The organism is Diplocloster agilis (genome assembly GCF_019042275.1).
GTDB classification, from domain to species: Bacteria; Bacillota; Clostridia; order Lachnospirales; family Lachnospiraceae; genus Diplocloster; species Diplocloster agilis.
The window spans coordinates 38,503-52,389 of sequence record NZ_JAHQCW010000011.1; the positions used below are offsets into that span (position 1 = coordinate 38,503).

Here is a 13,887-nt window from a genome sequence, read left to right on the forward strand (position 1 = left end):
ATCGTACTTTATACAAACAGCCAATAGAATACATTCCAGAAATGCGAGGATACAAATATGCAAACACCCCCTGAATACAAAAAAATAAAACATCTCTTCCTCCGTCAAAGCTACCTAGACTCCTGGGAAGACTACGAAAAAAGCATTCAAAACGAAAGCTACATCCGTTGGGACTACATCATCCTGACCGCCTCGAATTCAGACCAGGCCGAAGCCTACCAGTCTCAGATCAGCTTCCGGCTAAAACACCATCTGCTCCCCGCGACGACCAAATACGTCGTACTTCCCGACCCGGATGGCAAGCGGGTCGGTTCCGGCGGTGCCACTTTCAACGTTCTTCGCTACATCGCCGAACAAGACATACAAAAGGACACAGAAACTGCTGACGCCCAGTCTCAAAGATTCTCAACAGATGCCTCCAACCATTTCGCCAACAAGCGGATCCTGGTTATCCACTCAGGCGGCGACAGCAAGCGTGTTCCTCAATACTCTGCCTGCGGGAAGCTCTTCTCACCGGTGCCCAGAGAACTGCCCAATGGTTATCCATCCACCTTATTTGACGAATTCATCATCGCCATGTCCGGTATCCCTTCCCGCATAAAGGAAGGTATGCTCATCCTTTCCGGCGATGTCCTTTTGTTGTTCAATCCGCTTCAGCTGGATTTCCAATATCACGGCGCGGCCGCCATCTCCATAAAAGAGCACGTAAACACCGGCAAAGACCACGGGGTCTTCTTAAATGATGGTCATGACCACGTAGACCGTTTTCTCCACAAACAATCCATCGACCAGCTTCGTGCCCTGGGGGCGGTCAACGACCATGACCACGTGGACCTTGATACCGGCGCCGTCATTATGGACAGCGACCTGTTAAACGCGCTCTACTCCCTGATCAGCACCAACAATCAGCCGGATCAGACCAAATTCAACGAATTCGTCAACGAGAACTCCCGTATCAGTTTCTACGGTGATTTTCTCTATCCTCTGGCGCGTAAATCTACATTAGAGCAATATTACACGGAAGCCCCCGAGGGTGAATTCTGCCAGGAGTTACACGATTGCCGGACGAAATTATGGGAAGCGCTTCACAATTTCAATATGAAACTTCTCTGTCTCTCCCCGGCGGAATTTATTCATTTTGGTACCACCGCCGAATTGCTCTCTCTGGTCACCACAGATATCGCTGACTATGAATTTCTGGACTGGAAGCGCAGTGTAATCACGAATGTGCCCGAAACGGTACCTTTTGCTTCCCATAACAGTCTCATAGAAGATGCCTCCAAAGTAGGTGCTAGCTCTTATATCGAAAACAGCAAAATTCTGGGTTCTTCCAACATTGGAAACGGATCAGTTGTTTCAAATCTTACTTTAAGAGACATATCCGTTCCTGGCGACGTCGTTCTTCACGGCCTTCGATTAAAAAGCGGGAAATACATTGTGCGTATCTATGGCGTACATGACAATCCAAAAGGCACATTAGAGCAGGATACTTCCTTCTTGGGCCAACCCATCCGAAAATTTATGGATAATTACCAACTAACCGAATCGGATATCTGGCCGGATCAGCCCGCATATCTGTGGTTCGCCAACTTGTATCCTATCTGTGACACTATGGAGCAGGCTGTTCACTATGCTATCATACTCTATCATATGGCTCACTCATCCGTATCAGTTGATGAGACGGCCGCATCCACCGGGGGAACAGCTCTATCCGCTGATGAAATAGCCGCCTGGAAAACCGCCCCCCGTATGAGCCTGTATTCCAGCTTCAACGAAGCGGATGTAAAATCCGTTATTCCATGGACCCAGGAACTAAAGACCCGGATCCTGGTGGACAAGTTCATCCATAAACTGGAATCAGGCGTCTACTATAAAGAGGCCCTCGCCGTATTCGGCATCTCCGGCATTCGGCATCATCAGTTTGATTTACTTTTAGAAAAGGCAGAAACAGCTCCCTTCTCCACTAAAATCCGTATATACTATGCGGTCTCCCGCTTCATGAAGGAACATTCCCTGATCTTCGGTGAATACTCCTACGACAAAGTGGAAAGCCTCTGTTTTGAGACTATACAGTTAGAAATATATAATAGTGTAATCGCAAATATTAAAAACAGTGATTCCTACCGCATCTGCAAAGACCGTGTAGACGTGAGTCTCCCGGTGCGTGTCAACTGGGGAGGCGGCTGGTCAGATACTCCTCCTCACTGCAATGAATGCGGTGGTGTAGTTCTGAATGCTGCGTTAAAGCTGCGGGGAACCCTGCCGATCCAGATTACGTTAAAACGTCTACCGGAGTACCACGTTGAATTCGAGAGCCAGGACATCGGTGTGTTCGGTACCGTAGAGGACGCTGCGGATATCCAGAATTGCCATGATCCATTTGATCCATTTGCGCTGCACAAGGCCGCTTTGATCGCCTGCGGCGTGATCCCACTGGAGGGCCCTTGTCATCTCAGTGAACACTTGAAAAAACTTGGCGGCGGCATTTATCTGTCCACTCAGGTTATCGGCGTGCCCAAAGGCTCTGGCCTTGGAACCAGCAGCATTTTATCCGGAGCCTGCGTAAAAGGAATCTTCGAATTTTTGGGACAAGACTTGTCTGACAACGAATTATATGATATTGTCCTGTGTATGGAGCAGGTGATGAGCACCGGCGGCGGCTGGCAGGATCAGGTCGGCGGACTGACGCCTGGTGTAAAATATTGTACCACTACGCCCGGTATTTTACAGAAGATCCAGGTTGAGCAGGTTCATCTCTCCGATCAGACGAAAAAGGAGATCAATGACCGCTACGCCCTGATCTATACCGGACAGCGCAGACTGGCCAGAAACCTACTTCGGGATGTGGTCGGCGGATATATCGGCTCACGGCCGGAATCTATTCATGCCCTTCATGATATTCAGCGTCTGGCAGCGCTGATGAAATTTGAGCTGGACCGTGATAACGTGGATGGCTTTGCTGAACTGATAAATCAACATTGGGAACTCTCCAAACAGCTGGACCATGGTTCCACGAACACCTGCATCGATCAGATATTCTTATCCTGTGAGGATTTGATCGACGCCCGTTTCATCGCCGGAGCCGGCGGCGGCGGATTCATACAGGTAATTATGAAAAAGGGAGTTACCCACGAACAATTAAGAGAACGGCTCCGCGGCGTCTTCCAGGACAGCGGCGTAGACGTTTGGGATTGCGAGGTATTGTATGACTAAGATTCAAACCCGGGATATGACTGCAGGCAGCGCGCAGAAAAGACAGCTGGCGATTGATTTGATTTTCGTCGGTCTGGCAGCAGTTTTCTTTCTGCTGTGGGCCTGGCAGTCCTCCTATATGGACGGTCCCGATGAACTGATGCGCTATGACATTGTAAATTACTTGGTAGAACATTGGTCTCTTCCCAGAGGAGACGATCCTTCCATCATAAACCCGATTTGGGGATTCAGCTATGCTTTTCAGCCCTATATTCCCCATATTTTCAGCGCGTTGTTCATCCGTATAGCGAAATTATTTACGGAAGATATGCATGTCCTGATCTTTGCCGGACGGCTGGCCAGTGTATTTTTCGGAGCAGGTACTGTCTGGTTCACCATAAAGATAGCCAGGAAGCTGCTTCCCGCTAAAGCGGATGGATGGATTTTTATCTTTCTCGTCACTTTCCTGCCTCAGATGGTGTACCTGAATTCCTATATGAACTGCGAAAGTATGGCGATCTTCAGTACCGCTGTGATCGTTTATAGCTGGATCATCGGACTGGAGAGAAAATGGGATATGAAAAGTTGTATCTGGCTTGGAGTAGGGCTTTCTCTTTGTGCGCTCTCCTATGTGACCGCTTACGGTTTCCTGCTATGCAGCTTTTTCTTGTTCTGTTTGACGATCCTGCTTTGTCAGGATAAGAAGTGGGATTTCAAGAGCATGATTCAAAAAGGTCTTGTTGTGTTGGCTGTTTTCCTGGTACTGGCCGGCTGGTGGTTTATTAGAAATGCCATCCTCTATCAGGGTGACTTCCTTGGATTAACCGCCAGGGATATCTGCGGTGAACTGCACGCCCAGGACGCATTCAAACCGTCCAAGCACTGGACCATTAAGATGTCGGGTGTCTCAGCCTCAGAAGCCTTAAAAATGCTGTTCTGGGAGTGGAAATGGCATTCCGACACATTCAAGAGTTTCATCGGTATCTTTAAAGAGATGGCAGTTTTGATTCCGACGGTATGCTATACTATTTATAAGATAATCTTTGCGGTCGGTATTTTAGGCTGTATCATTGAAATACCAAAACTGTTAGCTCTTCGCAAAGACGGAAAATGGCTGGAAAAAGGATTCTTTAACTGGTTCATGATTCTTGCTCTCATCATTCCGAATGTCCTGAACCTGTATGCCTCGTACGCGATTGACTATCAGCCCCAGGGACGCTACAGTATGCCGATGTTGATACCGCTCATGTATTTTACTGTATACGGCATTACTAAACTCCTTGATAGTTTTATTAAGAACAAAATGGCCAATACAGTGATAAAAATATTGATTTGTGTAATAGTACTTGGTATTAGTTTTGTAGGTTTCTGGAGTTATCGAGTTGCCTGTCTGTCCATGAACTGATCTCTTTGTGATTCTATTACACGGCATCTATTATCAAGTTAATAAGTCAATATAGATTGGTATTTAAAAATTATAGAAAAAAGCACAGGATTAGTAAATACGATTTGTATTTATCCTGTGCTTTTTCGTCTTTTATTTTTCTTTCTGTATTTTATTTCTCTGTTATACGTTCTACGGCCTGCAACGCCGCTTTCACCACTTTATCCATATCAAGATAACGATACATGCCAAGTCTACCGCCGAACATAACCTTCTGCTCTTTCCCGCCAAGCCCCCTGTATTTCTCATAAAGAGCATTGTTCTTTTCATTATTTACCGGGTAGTACGCTTCCATTCCGCACTGCCAATCCATCGGATACTCCCGTGTAATCACTGTTTTTTCCTGCTTGCCAAACTCGAAATGCTTATGCTCAATGATCCTGGTGTATGGCACTTCAAATTCTGTATAATTTACCACCGCATTCCCCTGATAATTTTCCATATCCAGCATCTCACTTTCAAATCTGAGGCTCCGGTATTCCAATGGCCCGTAGCAGTAGCCAAAGTAATCATCGATTCCGCCGGTAAACAGGATTCTGTCCGCGGTTTTGTCCCAGGCTTCTTTATCTGCCAGATAGTCTGTATTTAGCTTTACTTCGACCCCATCCAGCATATTTTCTATCATTTTCGTATAACCACCGATTGGTATTCCCTGATAACAGTCGTTAAAATAATTATTATCATAGATGAAGCGGACCGGCAGCCTGTTAATAATAAAAGCAGGAAGCTCACTTGCCCGTCTTCCCCATTGTTTTTCCGTATAACCTTTTACCAGCTTTTCATAAATATCCCGACCTACCAGCATCAGCGCCTGCTCTTCCAGATTCTTCGGTTCGTTAATCCCACACTCTTTCTTCTGACGCTCAATCATTTCTTTTGCCTCAGCCGGTGAGATTACTCCCCACAACTGATGAAACGTATTCATATTAAATGGCAGGTTATATAACTCATCTTTGTATCTTGCAACAGGCGAATTGGTATACCGGTTAAAATCCGCAAATTGATTTACATAATTCCATATACTTGGATCACTTGTATGAAAAATGTGGGCCCCATACCGGTGTACCTGTATTCCTTCTACCTCTTCCGTATAAATATTGCCCCCGACATTATCCCTTTTCTCCAGAACCAGACACTTGCTTCCACGGTTTTTCATCTCGTGCGCAAAAACAGATCCATATAATCCCGCTCCGATAATCAAATAATCAAATTCAGCCATTCCTCTTCTCCGTTCCCTGCCCTTTATTCACACGGCAGTGTTTTCTATGCCAAACAACTCCGCCCAGCAACCCAAGCAACGTCACCAGCGATAACAAATCCCCTACCCGGTCGTACCAGGGTAACCGGTAATCCACCGTAATCACCCCTTCATTCTCCGGCGGCGACACCGTCAGAAGGCTGTTACTGCTCCACCCGCCTTCGATTTCTCTCCCGCTGTCATACTCCTTATCTTTACTGCCAGTACTATAAATGATTCTGTAATCGGGATCAAATATCAACGGAACTTCAAAATAGTCTTCCTCTGTCCGATCATCCATCACATAGCGAAAGGACACGTGCCCATATCCATGCTCAAACTCCGTGAAAACCGTTCCCGGACGGCTGGCCTCCAGCTGATTATTTCTCTGTTGGAAAGCACCCCAGTTTCCATCCGCCATCGTATACATGTAATCATATTTATCCATCGGCATCTCTTCCCGGTTAAGGAAATATACAGAATCTTCGCAGAAAACATTTAGATACAGCAACGCGCAAAACACTGCTGCTGCCACACCAGCGGCGTACATAATTCTTCCTGCTTCCGCTTTTATACAAAAATATGAAAATCCAAGCGCTGCCGTTACAGACAAGAATAAAGCAGGCACAGACAAAAATCTCCATGGATACTGAAAAATCCCGAGTACTTTCCCTAGCCCCGGTATACCCTGCACCATGTCCCAGGGAAACGGATAAAGTGTCATCACAACCGCTCCAATTGACATCCAGAGGCAAAAGATACCTATCTTCCTGTGTAAGCCCACACCGCTGTGAGAGCCTTTATTAAAATATCCCTTTTCATTATTTTCCAATAAATACCAGACAAGAAATAACGCCGCTCCGGCCAACAGCCCGAATCCAACCGCATAGGGCATCTCCCCGGCAGCCTCACCCAGATCCATGCTCAAAGCCTGTGGCTGAAAACCGGTTACCGCCAGCAATTGATTCAGATACAAGCTGCCATCCCGCATACGGTAATTCATCTCTGTAGAAAAATACGGGTATCTGATATGCGTCAATAGTGGTATGAAAAACCAAAGGTTCAGTAAAAGTGTGGTTCCTGCTGCCTTACCCATAGCGATAAGCCTCTTTTTTTTCCGAAAAAATCCTGGATTGCATAGCAGATAAATCAAAATGCATATAGCCGCAAGAACAACGGAAATTACATGGGACTGTATGATGCAAGTATACGCCGCTGCCGTCCACAGCCATTTTTCCTCATTTCCCCGGACAATCTCATAGACAGCCCACATCAGCAGAGGAAAAAAAACCATGGCCAGGCTCTCCCCTACAGCGGCCCTTGTATACAGATTAATCAGACGATACAGTGACAGGATATACAGAACAGCCGCCAGGAGGCCAATTTTACGCGATTTCAGCAATTTAGAGAAGCTATAATAAGCGATCACTGCCGCTGCCAGATTCATACCCACCAGCAGCGTTTTATAGGCCATATAAGTGGACACACCCAGAATCCTCAAAACAGCCGGTATATACAGAAAAAACTCCGGGTAAAAAACTGACGACGCATATCCAAATCCATGGTTTCCGTTGGAATGCATCCGTACCGGGAACTGTCCGTTCAGAATTCCCTGGGCAATCCCGTCTATCCGGCTCAAATGAAACCAGATATCGTGTCCCCAATAGATAGTCTGATAAAATATTGGTAAACTGGCGATGACAGCCGCCAAGAGAAGTACTCCCACTATCACCAGACGTTTCCTTTTCTCCTCTGCATCACTCTTATCACCTGACCATAGTGTATAGACAGAAAATACTGCCATTACTAACAAGGCCAGTAGTATCCAAACGAGAGAATCATGATAAATAGGCTCTGCAGACCGGACTTTTATTTCCGATATCAGCTCCGCGTCATCCTCCGAACAGGTCAGCTGCATATGTACATGCTTCATCTCCTGCTCCACAGAGAACGAAATACTTCCGGCATCACTGCCTGCTTCCAGTACAAAGGACCCCAAGACGATCCCTGTTTCATTATCCCGGGACACCCCGTACGTATCATATACCGTAAACTCCATATTGCCATGGCCGGCCGATAACGCCAAAAATGCCACGTATTCTCCCGGTTCCAGATACACATCCGGTGAGACTACATAGCATTGTTCTACTTCTTCCGATATCGTCAGTGCTTCTTTTTGAAATGCACGTTCATAAAAGCTGGAACTTGTGTTCCAGCTTACTATTCCCCAGATGATCACACCCAGGCAAATGAAGTATAACAGCCAATAGCGTTTTATGCATTCTGCCAGCCTGCTCATTCTACCCCATCACTTTCTTTCTGCCTGGGTCCGGCCGTCTGTGCCACCCGTCCCGGCAGCGTTCTTATTCTCAAAGGAGTGCTCTTCCTCACCGGCTTTTCCTGTCTCAGCCGCCTGCTTTGACTCCAGTCCGGAATCCAACACTTCCTCCACCAAAAACGGCGGACGGTTCCTTGACGCGTCCATACCCCGGTACACATACTCCCCGAGTATGCCAAGCATCAGCATAATCAGCCCGGACGCCAACAGTACCACAGCCATCAGCGACGTCCACCCAGCCACATTTTCGCCGGAAATCAACTTGGCCAGCACCAGATAGATCACCATAATCACAGAGACCAGAAAGAACGCGCCTCCGATAAAAGACATAAAACGAATCGGGAAATAGGAAAAGCTCATCATGGAATCCAGCACCAGCTTTACCTTCTTAGACAACGTCCAGCGGGATTCCCCGATCTCCCTTGCCTTTCTGTGGAAATAGACCTTGTCTGTCTTAAATCCGATCCAAAGGACCTGAAGCGTCAGGGCCGAATTCTTTTCATCCAGCATCTTTAACACTTCGATTGCCTGCCTGTCCAGCAGGTAGCAGTCGAAACCGCCCTTCGGCATATTGGGAGCGATACATTTGCGAACGATACCGTAATACAGATTGGCAAAGAACTTTTGAATCACGCCCTCATCACGGTCAGACCGCACGGCCAGTACCACCTTGTTCCCTTTTTTCCAGCTCTCATACATCTGGAGAATGAGCTCGGAATCCTCCTGCAGATCGGCCTGTTTGGTCACGGCGCAGTCTCCGGTACACTGGGACAGTCCTGCCAGAATGGCGGAGTGCTCCCCAAAATTCCGGGAGAGCTTGACCAGTTTTACATTTTCATCCAATGCCCGGATCTGCTGCATGATCTCCCAGGAATTATCTCCGGAGCCGTCATCCACAAAAACCAGCTCATAATCAAGCTTGCCCAGGATTTTTTCTTTCATGTCCTCATATAGCAGCATCAGCGTATCCGAATTATAATAGACCGGAACGATGATTGATATTTTACTCATGAACGCCTCCTACTTCTTTGAGAAAATCACTATAATCCCTTATGTATTCCTTGGAATCATAATGTTCGCTGGCCAAAACCAGCAAAATAGAATCCTCTGAGAAGTCATACATCTCTTTCCATACCATGGTAGGCAGGTAGATTCCCATACGGGGGCGGTTTAACTCAACCACTACCGTCTCAAAACCGTTGTCGACTTTTACTTTTGAAGTTCCGCCAACATTGATCAGTACAAACTCCGTCTTTCGGTTGGCATGCATTCCACGGACTACATCTGGATCGGAACCATAGATGTAGAAGACCCTTTTCAGATCAAACGGTATATCCGCATTGCCTTCCACTACTACCAGATTCCCTCTCTCATCCCCGAAATCCTTGAATTCCAGTATTTTATATTGATCTTCAATACGCATAAAACTACGCCCTCCATTGATTGATCGCATCGATTACTATCTGTTGTTCCTCATCTGTCATTCCATTATACATTGGGATCGATAAAACTTCATTTGCATATTGTTCCGTGATCGGAAAATCTCCATCCTTGTGGCCCAGGTACCGGTAAGCCTCCGACAGATGGGGCGGGATCGGATAATGAATAATCGTCCCGATCTCCCTGGCGTTCAGGTAATCGATCAAACCGGCCCGGTTCTCACAGCGGATGACAAACTGATGCCAGACGCTGGTGGCTTTTTCCCGGACTTCCGGTAAGATTACATCGGGATTCCTTATTTCTCTCAGATAGCGGTTTGCGATTTTTTCTTTTTCTTTCGTAAGCTCCTCCAGATGAGAAAGTCTCACCCGAAGCAGTCCTGCCTGCAATTCATCCAGCCTCGAATTGGCCCCCACCACTTTATTGTGATAGCGCTTCTCGCTGCCGTAATTCCGGAAAATACGGAATTCCCTGGCCAGGCTTTCTTCTTTGACCACTACAGCGCCCCCGTCTCCGAAAGCTCCCAGATTTTTGGAGGGATAGAATGAAAAACAGCCAACGTCGCCAAAGGTACCTGTCATCTGTCCCTGATAGCAGGCTCCGTGGGACTGCGCACAGTCTTCCACTACCTTCAGCCGATATTTCCCGGCGATCCTCATAATCTCGTCCATGTGGGACGCCTGGCCGTACAGATGGGTAACCAGGATCGCCCTGGTCCGTTCTGTGATCTTCGCTTCTATCCGCGCAGAGTCCATATTATAGTAAGCATCCGGCTCCACAAACACCGGAGTGGCTCCGTTGATCGTAACCCCCATAACGCTGGCGATATAGGTGTTTCCCTGAACGATGACTTCATCCCCAGCGCCGATTCCCAGCAGCCGGAAGGCGATCCACAAAGCATCCAGCCCGCTGGCCAGCCCGACACAATATCCCCCGCCCGTATAAGCGGCAAATTCCTGCTCGAAAGCTTCGACTTCCTTTCCCAGTACATACCATCCGGAACGAAGGACTTCCAATGCCTTGTCTTCAAATTCCTGTTGATATAGATAAAAGCCTCGATCCATACGGTTCGGCATTATTTTCATCTTTTCCTCCTGTGGCGCATCTACTGCGCCGTATTAGCTTCTCCACCTACGATATATACCGGAATCTTATAGAAATCAGCCGCCATATCCGTAAATGAACTCCAGTAGCTGCCAATCAGCCGTTTTGTCCCCGCCAGGCACATAAAATCTACCATGGCGTCCTTGACGCCGTCTTCGCTGTTCCGGTCCAGAGTCTTATTTCCCAGAGTCAGCACTTTTCCCGGAAACTCCCTCCTGATCTTCTCTTCCTCACTTAAATCGTCCGTAGCCAGATAAAACCGGACATGGGGATTTTTTTCCAATTCCTTACGCATGGCATCCACAAACCCATCCGTGGTGCTGGTCTCGATCGACTTCATGCTGTCGGTCCTGCGGATGTGCACTCCGACACACTCATTTCCAAAATTGGACTTGACCACATCAATTCTGCTCTGCATTTCTTCCGTCGGAACAAAAAGATGGTAGTCGGGATGATCCATAAACTGCTGGCAGGTATTGATATAGATCTGTTCCCCCAGCGTACCGATAAATTCCTGCGGAAGCATCCTGTTCCCCCGCTCGGTCTGCAAGGAGATATCCTCCTGCGTGAGAACCATATCCGCTGTCCTAATCCATTTCTTTCGTTCCCTGTTAAAGGAATGGCGGTAATTCAGAATTTCTATATTTTTGGGCTTTTTAAAAAGCTTCTCATATGCGCAATTCAATTCTTTATTCAACTTCCAGACAATCCTCAGCTGCTGATTCAGCTGCTTCGCAAGGAAGTAAGCGGAATTCACCGTTCTCAGCCGGTTACACAATCCGCCTCCGGGTTCCACGGTCACCATGGGGTTCCCTCCTGTTCTTATCTATGAAAAATTTTCAACAACTTCTCTGCCATCCGGTCCATTTTCCGATGCCGCTTCGCATTGGCCTCATAGATGGCGCCCCAGCAGTACCGGGTCTTCCGAAAGGCTTTCTCATATGGCTGGTCGATAATATGATAAATAAACTCCTCAAGTTCCCGCCGCTTTTCTTCCAGTGAAAAATCCGGATAAAAAGCAGGTTCCCGGAGCATCTTTAGATAAAGTTCCTCATTTTGGTCTATTTCTATCACACGTTCCAAAATCTCATCTAAGGTATCGTACTGATGGCAATTGATAAATGCCTTCTCATTAAAATCCCGCGCAATCGACGGATCTCCCCAGTAAATCGGTATGGTCAGGGCCGCTAACGACTGCACCAGCTTCTCCGTGCTGTATCCGCTATGATAACTGTTCTCGGACGCGATCGAAAATTTGTGTTTCCACTGATACGCGAACTTATCATCCACGCTGCCCCCGATATTGTTCCGGTAGCGTCCGCCGGAATGGACCTCCTTGTAACTGTTGATCTTGTCCAGCAATTGGTCGCGAAACGGATCAGATTCTTTGTTTGAATAAATAAAACTGCAGAACTCTGTTTTTTCCTTCAAATCTTCCATACGAAACTCATGCTTATGCATGGCCCGGTCCAGGTCCTCCCGGTACATAGGGACATCCAGATAAAAGGGTCGGCGCAAATAGCGGTCGGCGAAGGTCAACCGTTCAAAACCAATCGCATAATCGCATAGATTAAAATCCGGGCAGACATTTTCCCCGGTATAAAAGATCCGCACGCAGTCATAATCCAGAAAATCCTCCGTGGACGTCGAATAAAACAGGTACTCCGGCTCATCCGACAGCTCCACCTGATATCGTTTCTTCAGCAGATCCAGTATGAAATTATCCCGGGGATCAAAAGCCCCCCAAAATCCGATACATTTAACTTTTATTGTTTTCATAGGCATACACTTACTTATTCTAACATCAAAGGAGCTATGCGTCAAATAGACTTCTCCTGGTTCATATATTCCACCAGCGCATCATGCCAGTCCGCGAACCTGAAATCCGTGGTCAGTTTTAACATATAATTTTCCAAGACGGAATAGGCCGGCCGGGGCGCGGGAGACGCAAACTCCTCTGTGGTAATATAGTCCACCTTCGTGCTCTTTCCTGCCAAACGGAAAATTTCTGACGCAAACTCCGCCCAGCTGCAGCTCCCCTCACAGGTACCGTGGAAAATCCCATAATTATCCGTAAAAATCAGCGCCTTGATGGCTTTTGCCAGCTCCGACGCGCTGGTAGGCGTTCCGAACTGATCCGCTACCACACGCACCGTATCGTTTTGTTCCGAAAGGCGCAGCATCGTTTTGACAAAATTATTGCCGTCCCCATACAGCCACGCGGTCCGAATAATAAACCAGTCTTTCGCAAATTCCCGTACAAAAGTCTCGCCCGCAAGTTTTGTGGCGCCGTACATCCCCACCGGGTCAACCGGATCAAATTCAATATAAGGTTTGGAACCATTTCCATCAAAAACATAATCCGTAGACACATGCATCAGCTTCGCGCCGGTTCTGGCCGCCGCAATGCTCAGATTCCTGGGGCCGATCGCGTTGATTTTATAGGCATTGTCCACGTCTGTTTCACATTTGTTGACATTGGTATGAGCGGCACAGTTGATGATGGCATAAGGTTTTACCTCCTGCACAAAGCTTAGGACCTTATTCACATCCGTAATATCCAATTCTCCCACATCTGTATTTATGAATTCCAGAGAAGAATCCTGCCCCATCTCTTTATTGATCGCTCTGCCCAACTGTCCGTTACATCCGGTAACCATAATTTTCTTCATTTTCAAATTCTCCTTTACTTTAATTTTATACTCCTCACATACATACTCCACTCAGTAACTATGTTTCCGTTGGCTCATTCCCTTTTTCCAGCTCTTCAAGCTTTTTCTCCAGGATCTCCAGCTTTTTCGTACTCAACGCCAGATTCTGCGCCAAAGCCCTCACCCGGTTGGAAATTCTGGAAAGTGCGATGGTCAGCACGAAGATAATCAGCAGGGAAAATACAAACCCCAGGAAAAAGATCATATTGACCGGGGAAAAGATCCCCAGAAAACTGGCCACATCATCCAGCAGAACCGGAAAGCAGTCCAGAATAAACAGCGCAAATATGACGATGAGCCAGGACAGCGCGTATTTTAACTCCAGGCTTTTCTTTCGGATCATATTGACCAGGAGCAGAAACGCAAGTATCAGTACCACTCCCAGAATAATCTGTAATTTCAGTGTCATCATACCGGCCGC

General features: G+C 47.1%; 11 protein-coding genes. 2 read left to right on the forward strand and 9 right to left on the reverse strand.

Translation table 11 applies throughout. The features are described from left to right. The first annotated feature begins 57 nt into the window (after positions 1–57). Positions 58–3,213, forward strand: a complete 3,156-nt coding sequence (locus tag KTH89_RS08495) for a fucose pyrophosphorylase domain-containing protein (RefSeq protein ID WP_158346184.1) — start codon at positions 58–60, stop codon at positions 3,211–3,213. Continuing rightward, on the forward strand, positions 3,206–4,597 hold the full coding sequence (locus KTH89_RS08500; RefSeq protein WP_158346186.1) for an ArnT family glycosyltransferase: 1,392 nt from the start codon (positions 3,206–3,208) through the stop codon (positions 4,595–4,597). Before KTH89_RS08495 ends, KTH89_RS08500 begins: the two co-directional genes overlap by 8 nt. 151 nt (positions 4,598–4,748) lie before the next feature. On the opposite strand, the gene glf is transcribed toward KTH89_RS08500, so the two are convergent. The 9 genes from glf to KTH89_RS08545 are packed head-to-tail and all read right to left on the reverse strand — an operon-like array spanning position 4,749 to position 13,878. Further along, positions 4,749–5,855, reverse strand: coding sequence for a UDP-galactopyranose mutase (glf, locus tag KTH89_RS08505; protein ID WP_158346188.1), 1,107 nt, complete (start codon positions 5,853–5,855; stop codon positions 4,749–4,751). Continuing rightward, the gene (locus tag KTH89_RS08510; RefSeq protein ID WP_238721375.1) at positions 5,848–8,172 is read right to left on the reverse strand and encodes a glycosyltransferase family protein; all 2,325 of its coding nucleotides are present in this window, start codon (positions 8,170–8,172) and stop codon (positions 5,848–5,850) included. The genes glf and KTH89_RS08510 overlap by 8 nt, the downstream gene beginning before the upstream one ends. 9 nt (positions 8,173–8,181) lie before the next feature. Next, positions 8,182–9,222 carry a glycosyltransferase family 2 protein gene (locus tag KTH89_RS08515; protein ID WP_238721376.1) on the reverse strand — a complete coding sequence of 347 codons (1,041 nt, stop codon included), beginning with the start codon at positions 9,220–9,222 and terminating at the stop codon, positions 8,182–8,184. Next, complete coding sequence (locus tag KTH89_RS08520; protein ID WP_158346194.1) at positions 9,215–9,634, reverse strand: sugar 3,4-ketoisomerase; 420 nt, start codon at positions 9,632–9,634, stop codon at positions 9,215–9,217. Before KTH89_RS08520 ends, KTH89_RS08515 begins: the two co-directional genes overlap by 8 nt. Positions 9,635–9,638: 4 nt before the next feature. Further along, positions 9,639–10,736, reverse strand: a complete 1,098-nt coding sequence (locus KTH89_RS08525; RefSeq protein ID WP_158346196.1) for a DegT/DnrJ/EryC1/StrS family aminotransferase — start codon at positions 10,734–10,736, stop codon at positions 9,639–9,641. 20 nt (positions 10,737–10,756) lie between these two features. Further along, on the reverse strand, positions 10,757–11,560 hold the full coding sequence (locus KTH89_RS08530; RefSeq protein ID WP_238721377.1) for an O-fucosyltransferase family protein: 804 nt from the start codon (positions 11,558–11,560) through the stop codon (positions 10,757–10,759). Positions 11,561–11,577: 17 nt separating this feature from the next. Then, a complete protein-coding gene (locus tag KTH89_RS08535) occupies positions 11,578–12,534 on the reverse strand; it encodes a glycosyltransferase family 10 domain-containing protein (protein WP_238721378.1) in 957 nt (318 codons plus the stop codon). 41 nt (positions 12,535–12,575) lie between these two features. Next, the gene (rfbD, locus tag KTH89_RS08540; RefSeq protein ID WP_158346202.1) at positions 12,576–13,427 is read right to left on the reverse strand and encodes a dTDP-4-dehydrorhamnose reductase; all 852 of its coding nucleotides are present in this window, start codon (positions 13,425–13,427) and stop codon (positions 12,576–12,578) included. A 58-nt stretch (positions 13,428–13,485) separates the two neighbouring features. Next, positions 13,486–13,878, reverse strand: a complete 393-nt coding sequence (locus KTH89_RS08545) for a DUF2304 domain-containing protein (RefSeq protein WP_330654833.1) — start codon at positions 13,876–13,878, stop codon at positions 13,486–13,488. Positions 13,879–13,887: the final 9 nt, after the last annotated feature.

What these genes read in the sequence shown, in the direction of transcription:
- KTH89_RS08530 (WP_238721377.1), bottom strand. Translation starts at nt 11,560, where the DNA reads ATGGTGACCGTGGAACCCGGAGGCGGATTGTGTAACCGGCTGAGAACG.
- glf (WP_158346188.1), bottom strand. Translation starts at nt 5,855, where the DNA reads ATGGCTGAATTTGATTATTTGATTATCGGAGCGGGATTATATGGATCT.
- KTH89_RS08520 (WP_158346194.1), bottom strand. Translation starts at nt 9,634, where the DNA reads ATGCGTATTGAAGATCAATATAAAATACTGGAATTCAAGGATTTCGGG.
- KTH89_RS08510 (WP_238721375.1), bottom strand. Translation starts at nt 8,172, where the DNA reads ATGAGCAGGCTGGCAGAATGCATAAAACGCTATTGGCTGTTATACTTC.
- KTH89_RS08500 (WP_158346186.1), top strand. Translation starts at nt 3,206, where the DNA reads ATGACTAAGATTCAAACCCGGGATATGACTGCAGGCAGCGCGCAGAAA.
- KTH89_RS08495 (WP_158346184.1), top strand. Translation starts at nt 58, where the DNA reads ATGCAAACACCCCCTGAATACAAAAAAATAAAACATCTCTTCCTCCGT.
- KTH89_RS08515 (WP_238721376.1), bottom strand. Translation starts at nt 9,222, where the DNA reads ATGAGTAAAATATCAATCATCGTTCCGGTCTATTATAATTCGGATACG.
- KTH89_RS08545 (WP_330654833.1), bottom strand. Translation starts at nt 13,878, where the DNA reads ATGATGACACTGAAATTACAGATTATTCTGGGAGTGGTACTGATACTT.
- KTH89_RS08535 (WP_238721378.1), bottom strand. Translation starts at nt 12,534, where the DNA reads ATGAAAACAATAAAAGTTAAATGTATCGGATTTTGGGGGGCTTTTGAT.
- KTH89_RS08525 (WP_158346196.1), bottom strand. Translation starts at nt 10,736, where the DNA reads ATGAAAATAATGCCGAACCGTATGGATCGAGGCTTTTATCTATATCAA.
- rfbD (WP_158346202.1), bottom strand. Translation starts at nt 13,427, where the DNA reads ATGAAGAAAATTATGGTTACCGGATGTAACGGACAGTTGGGCAGAGCG.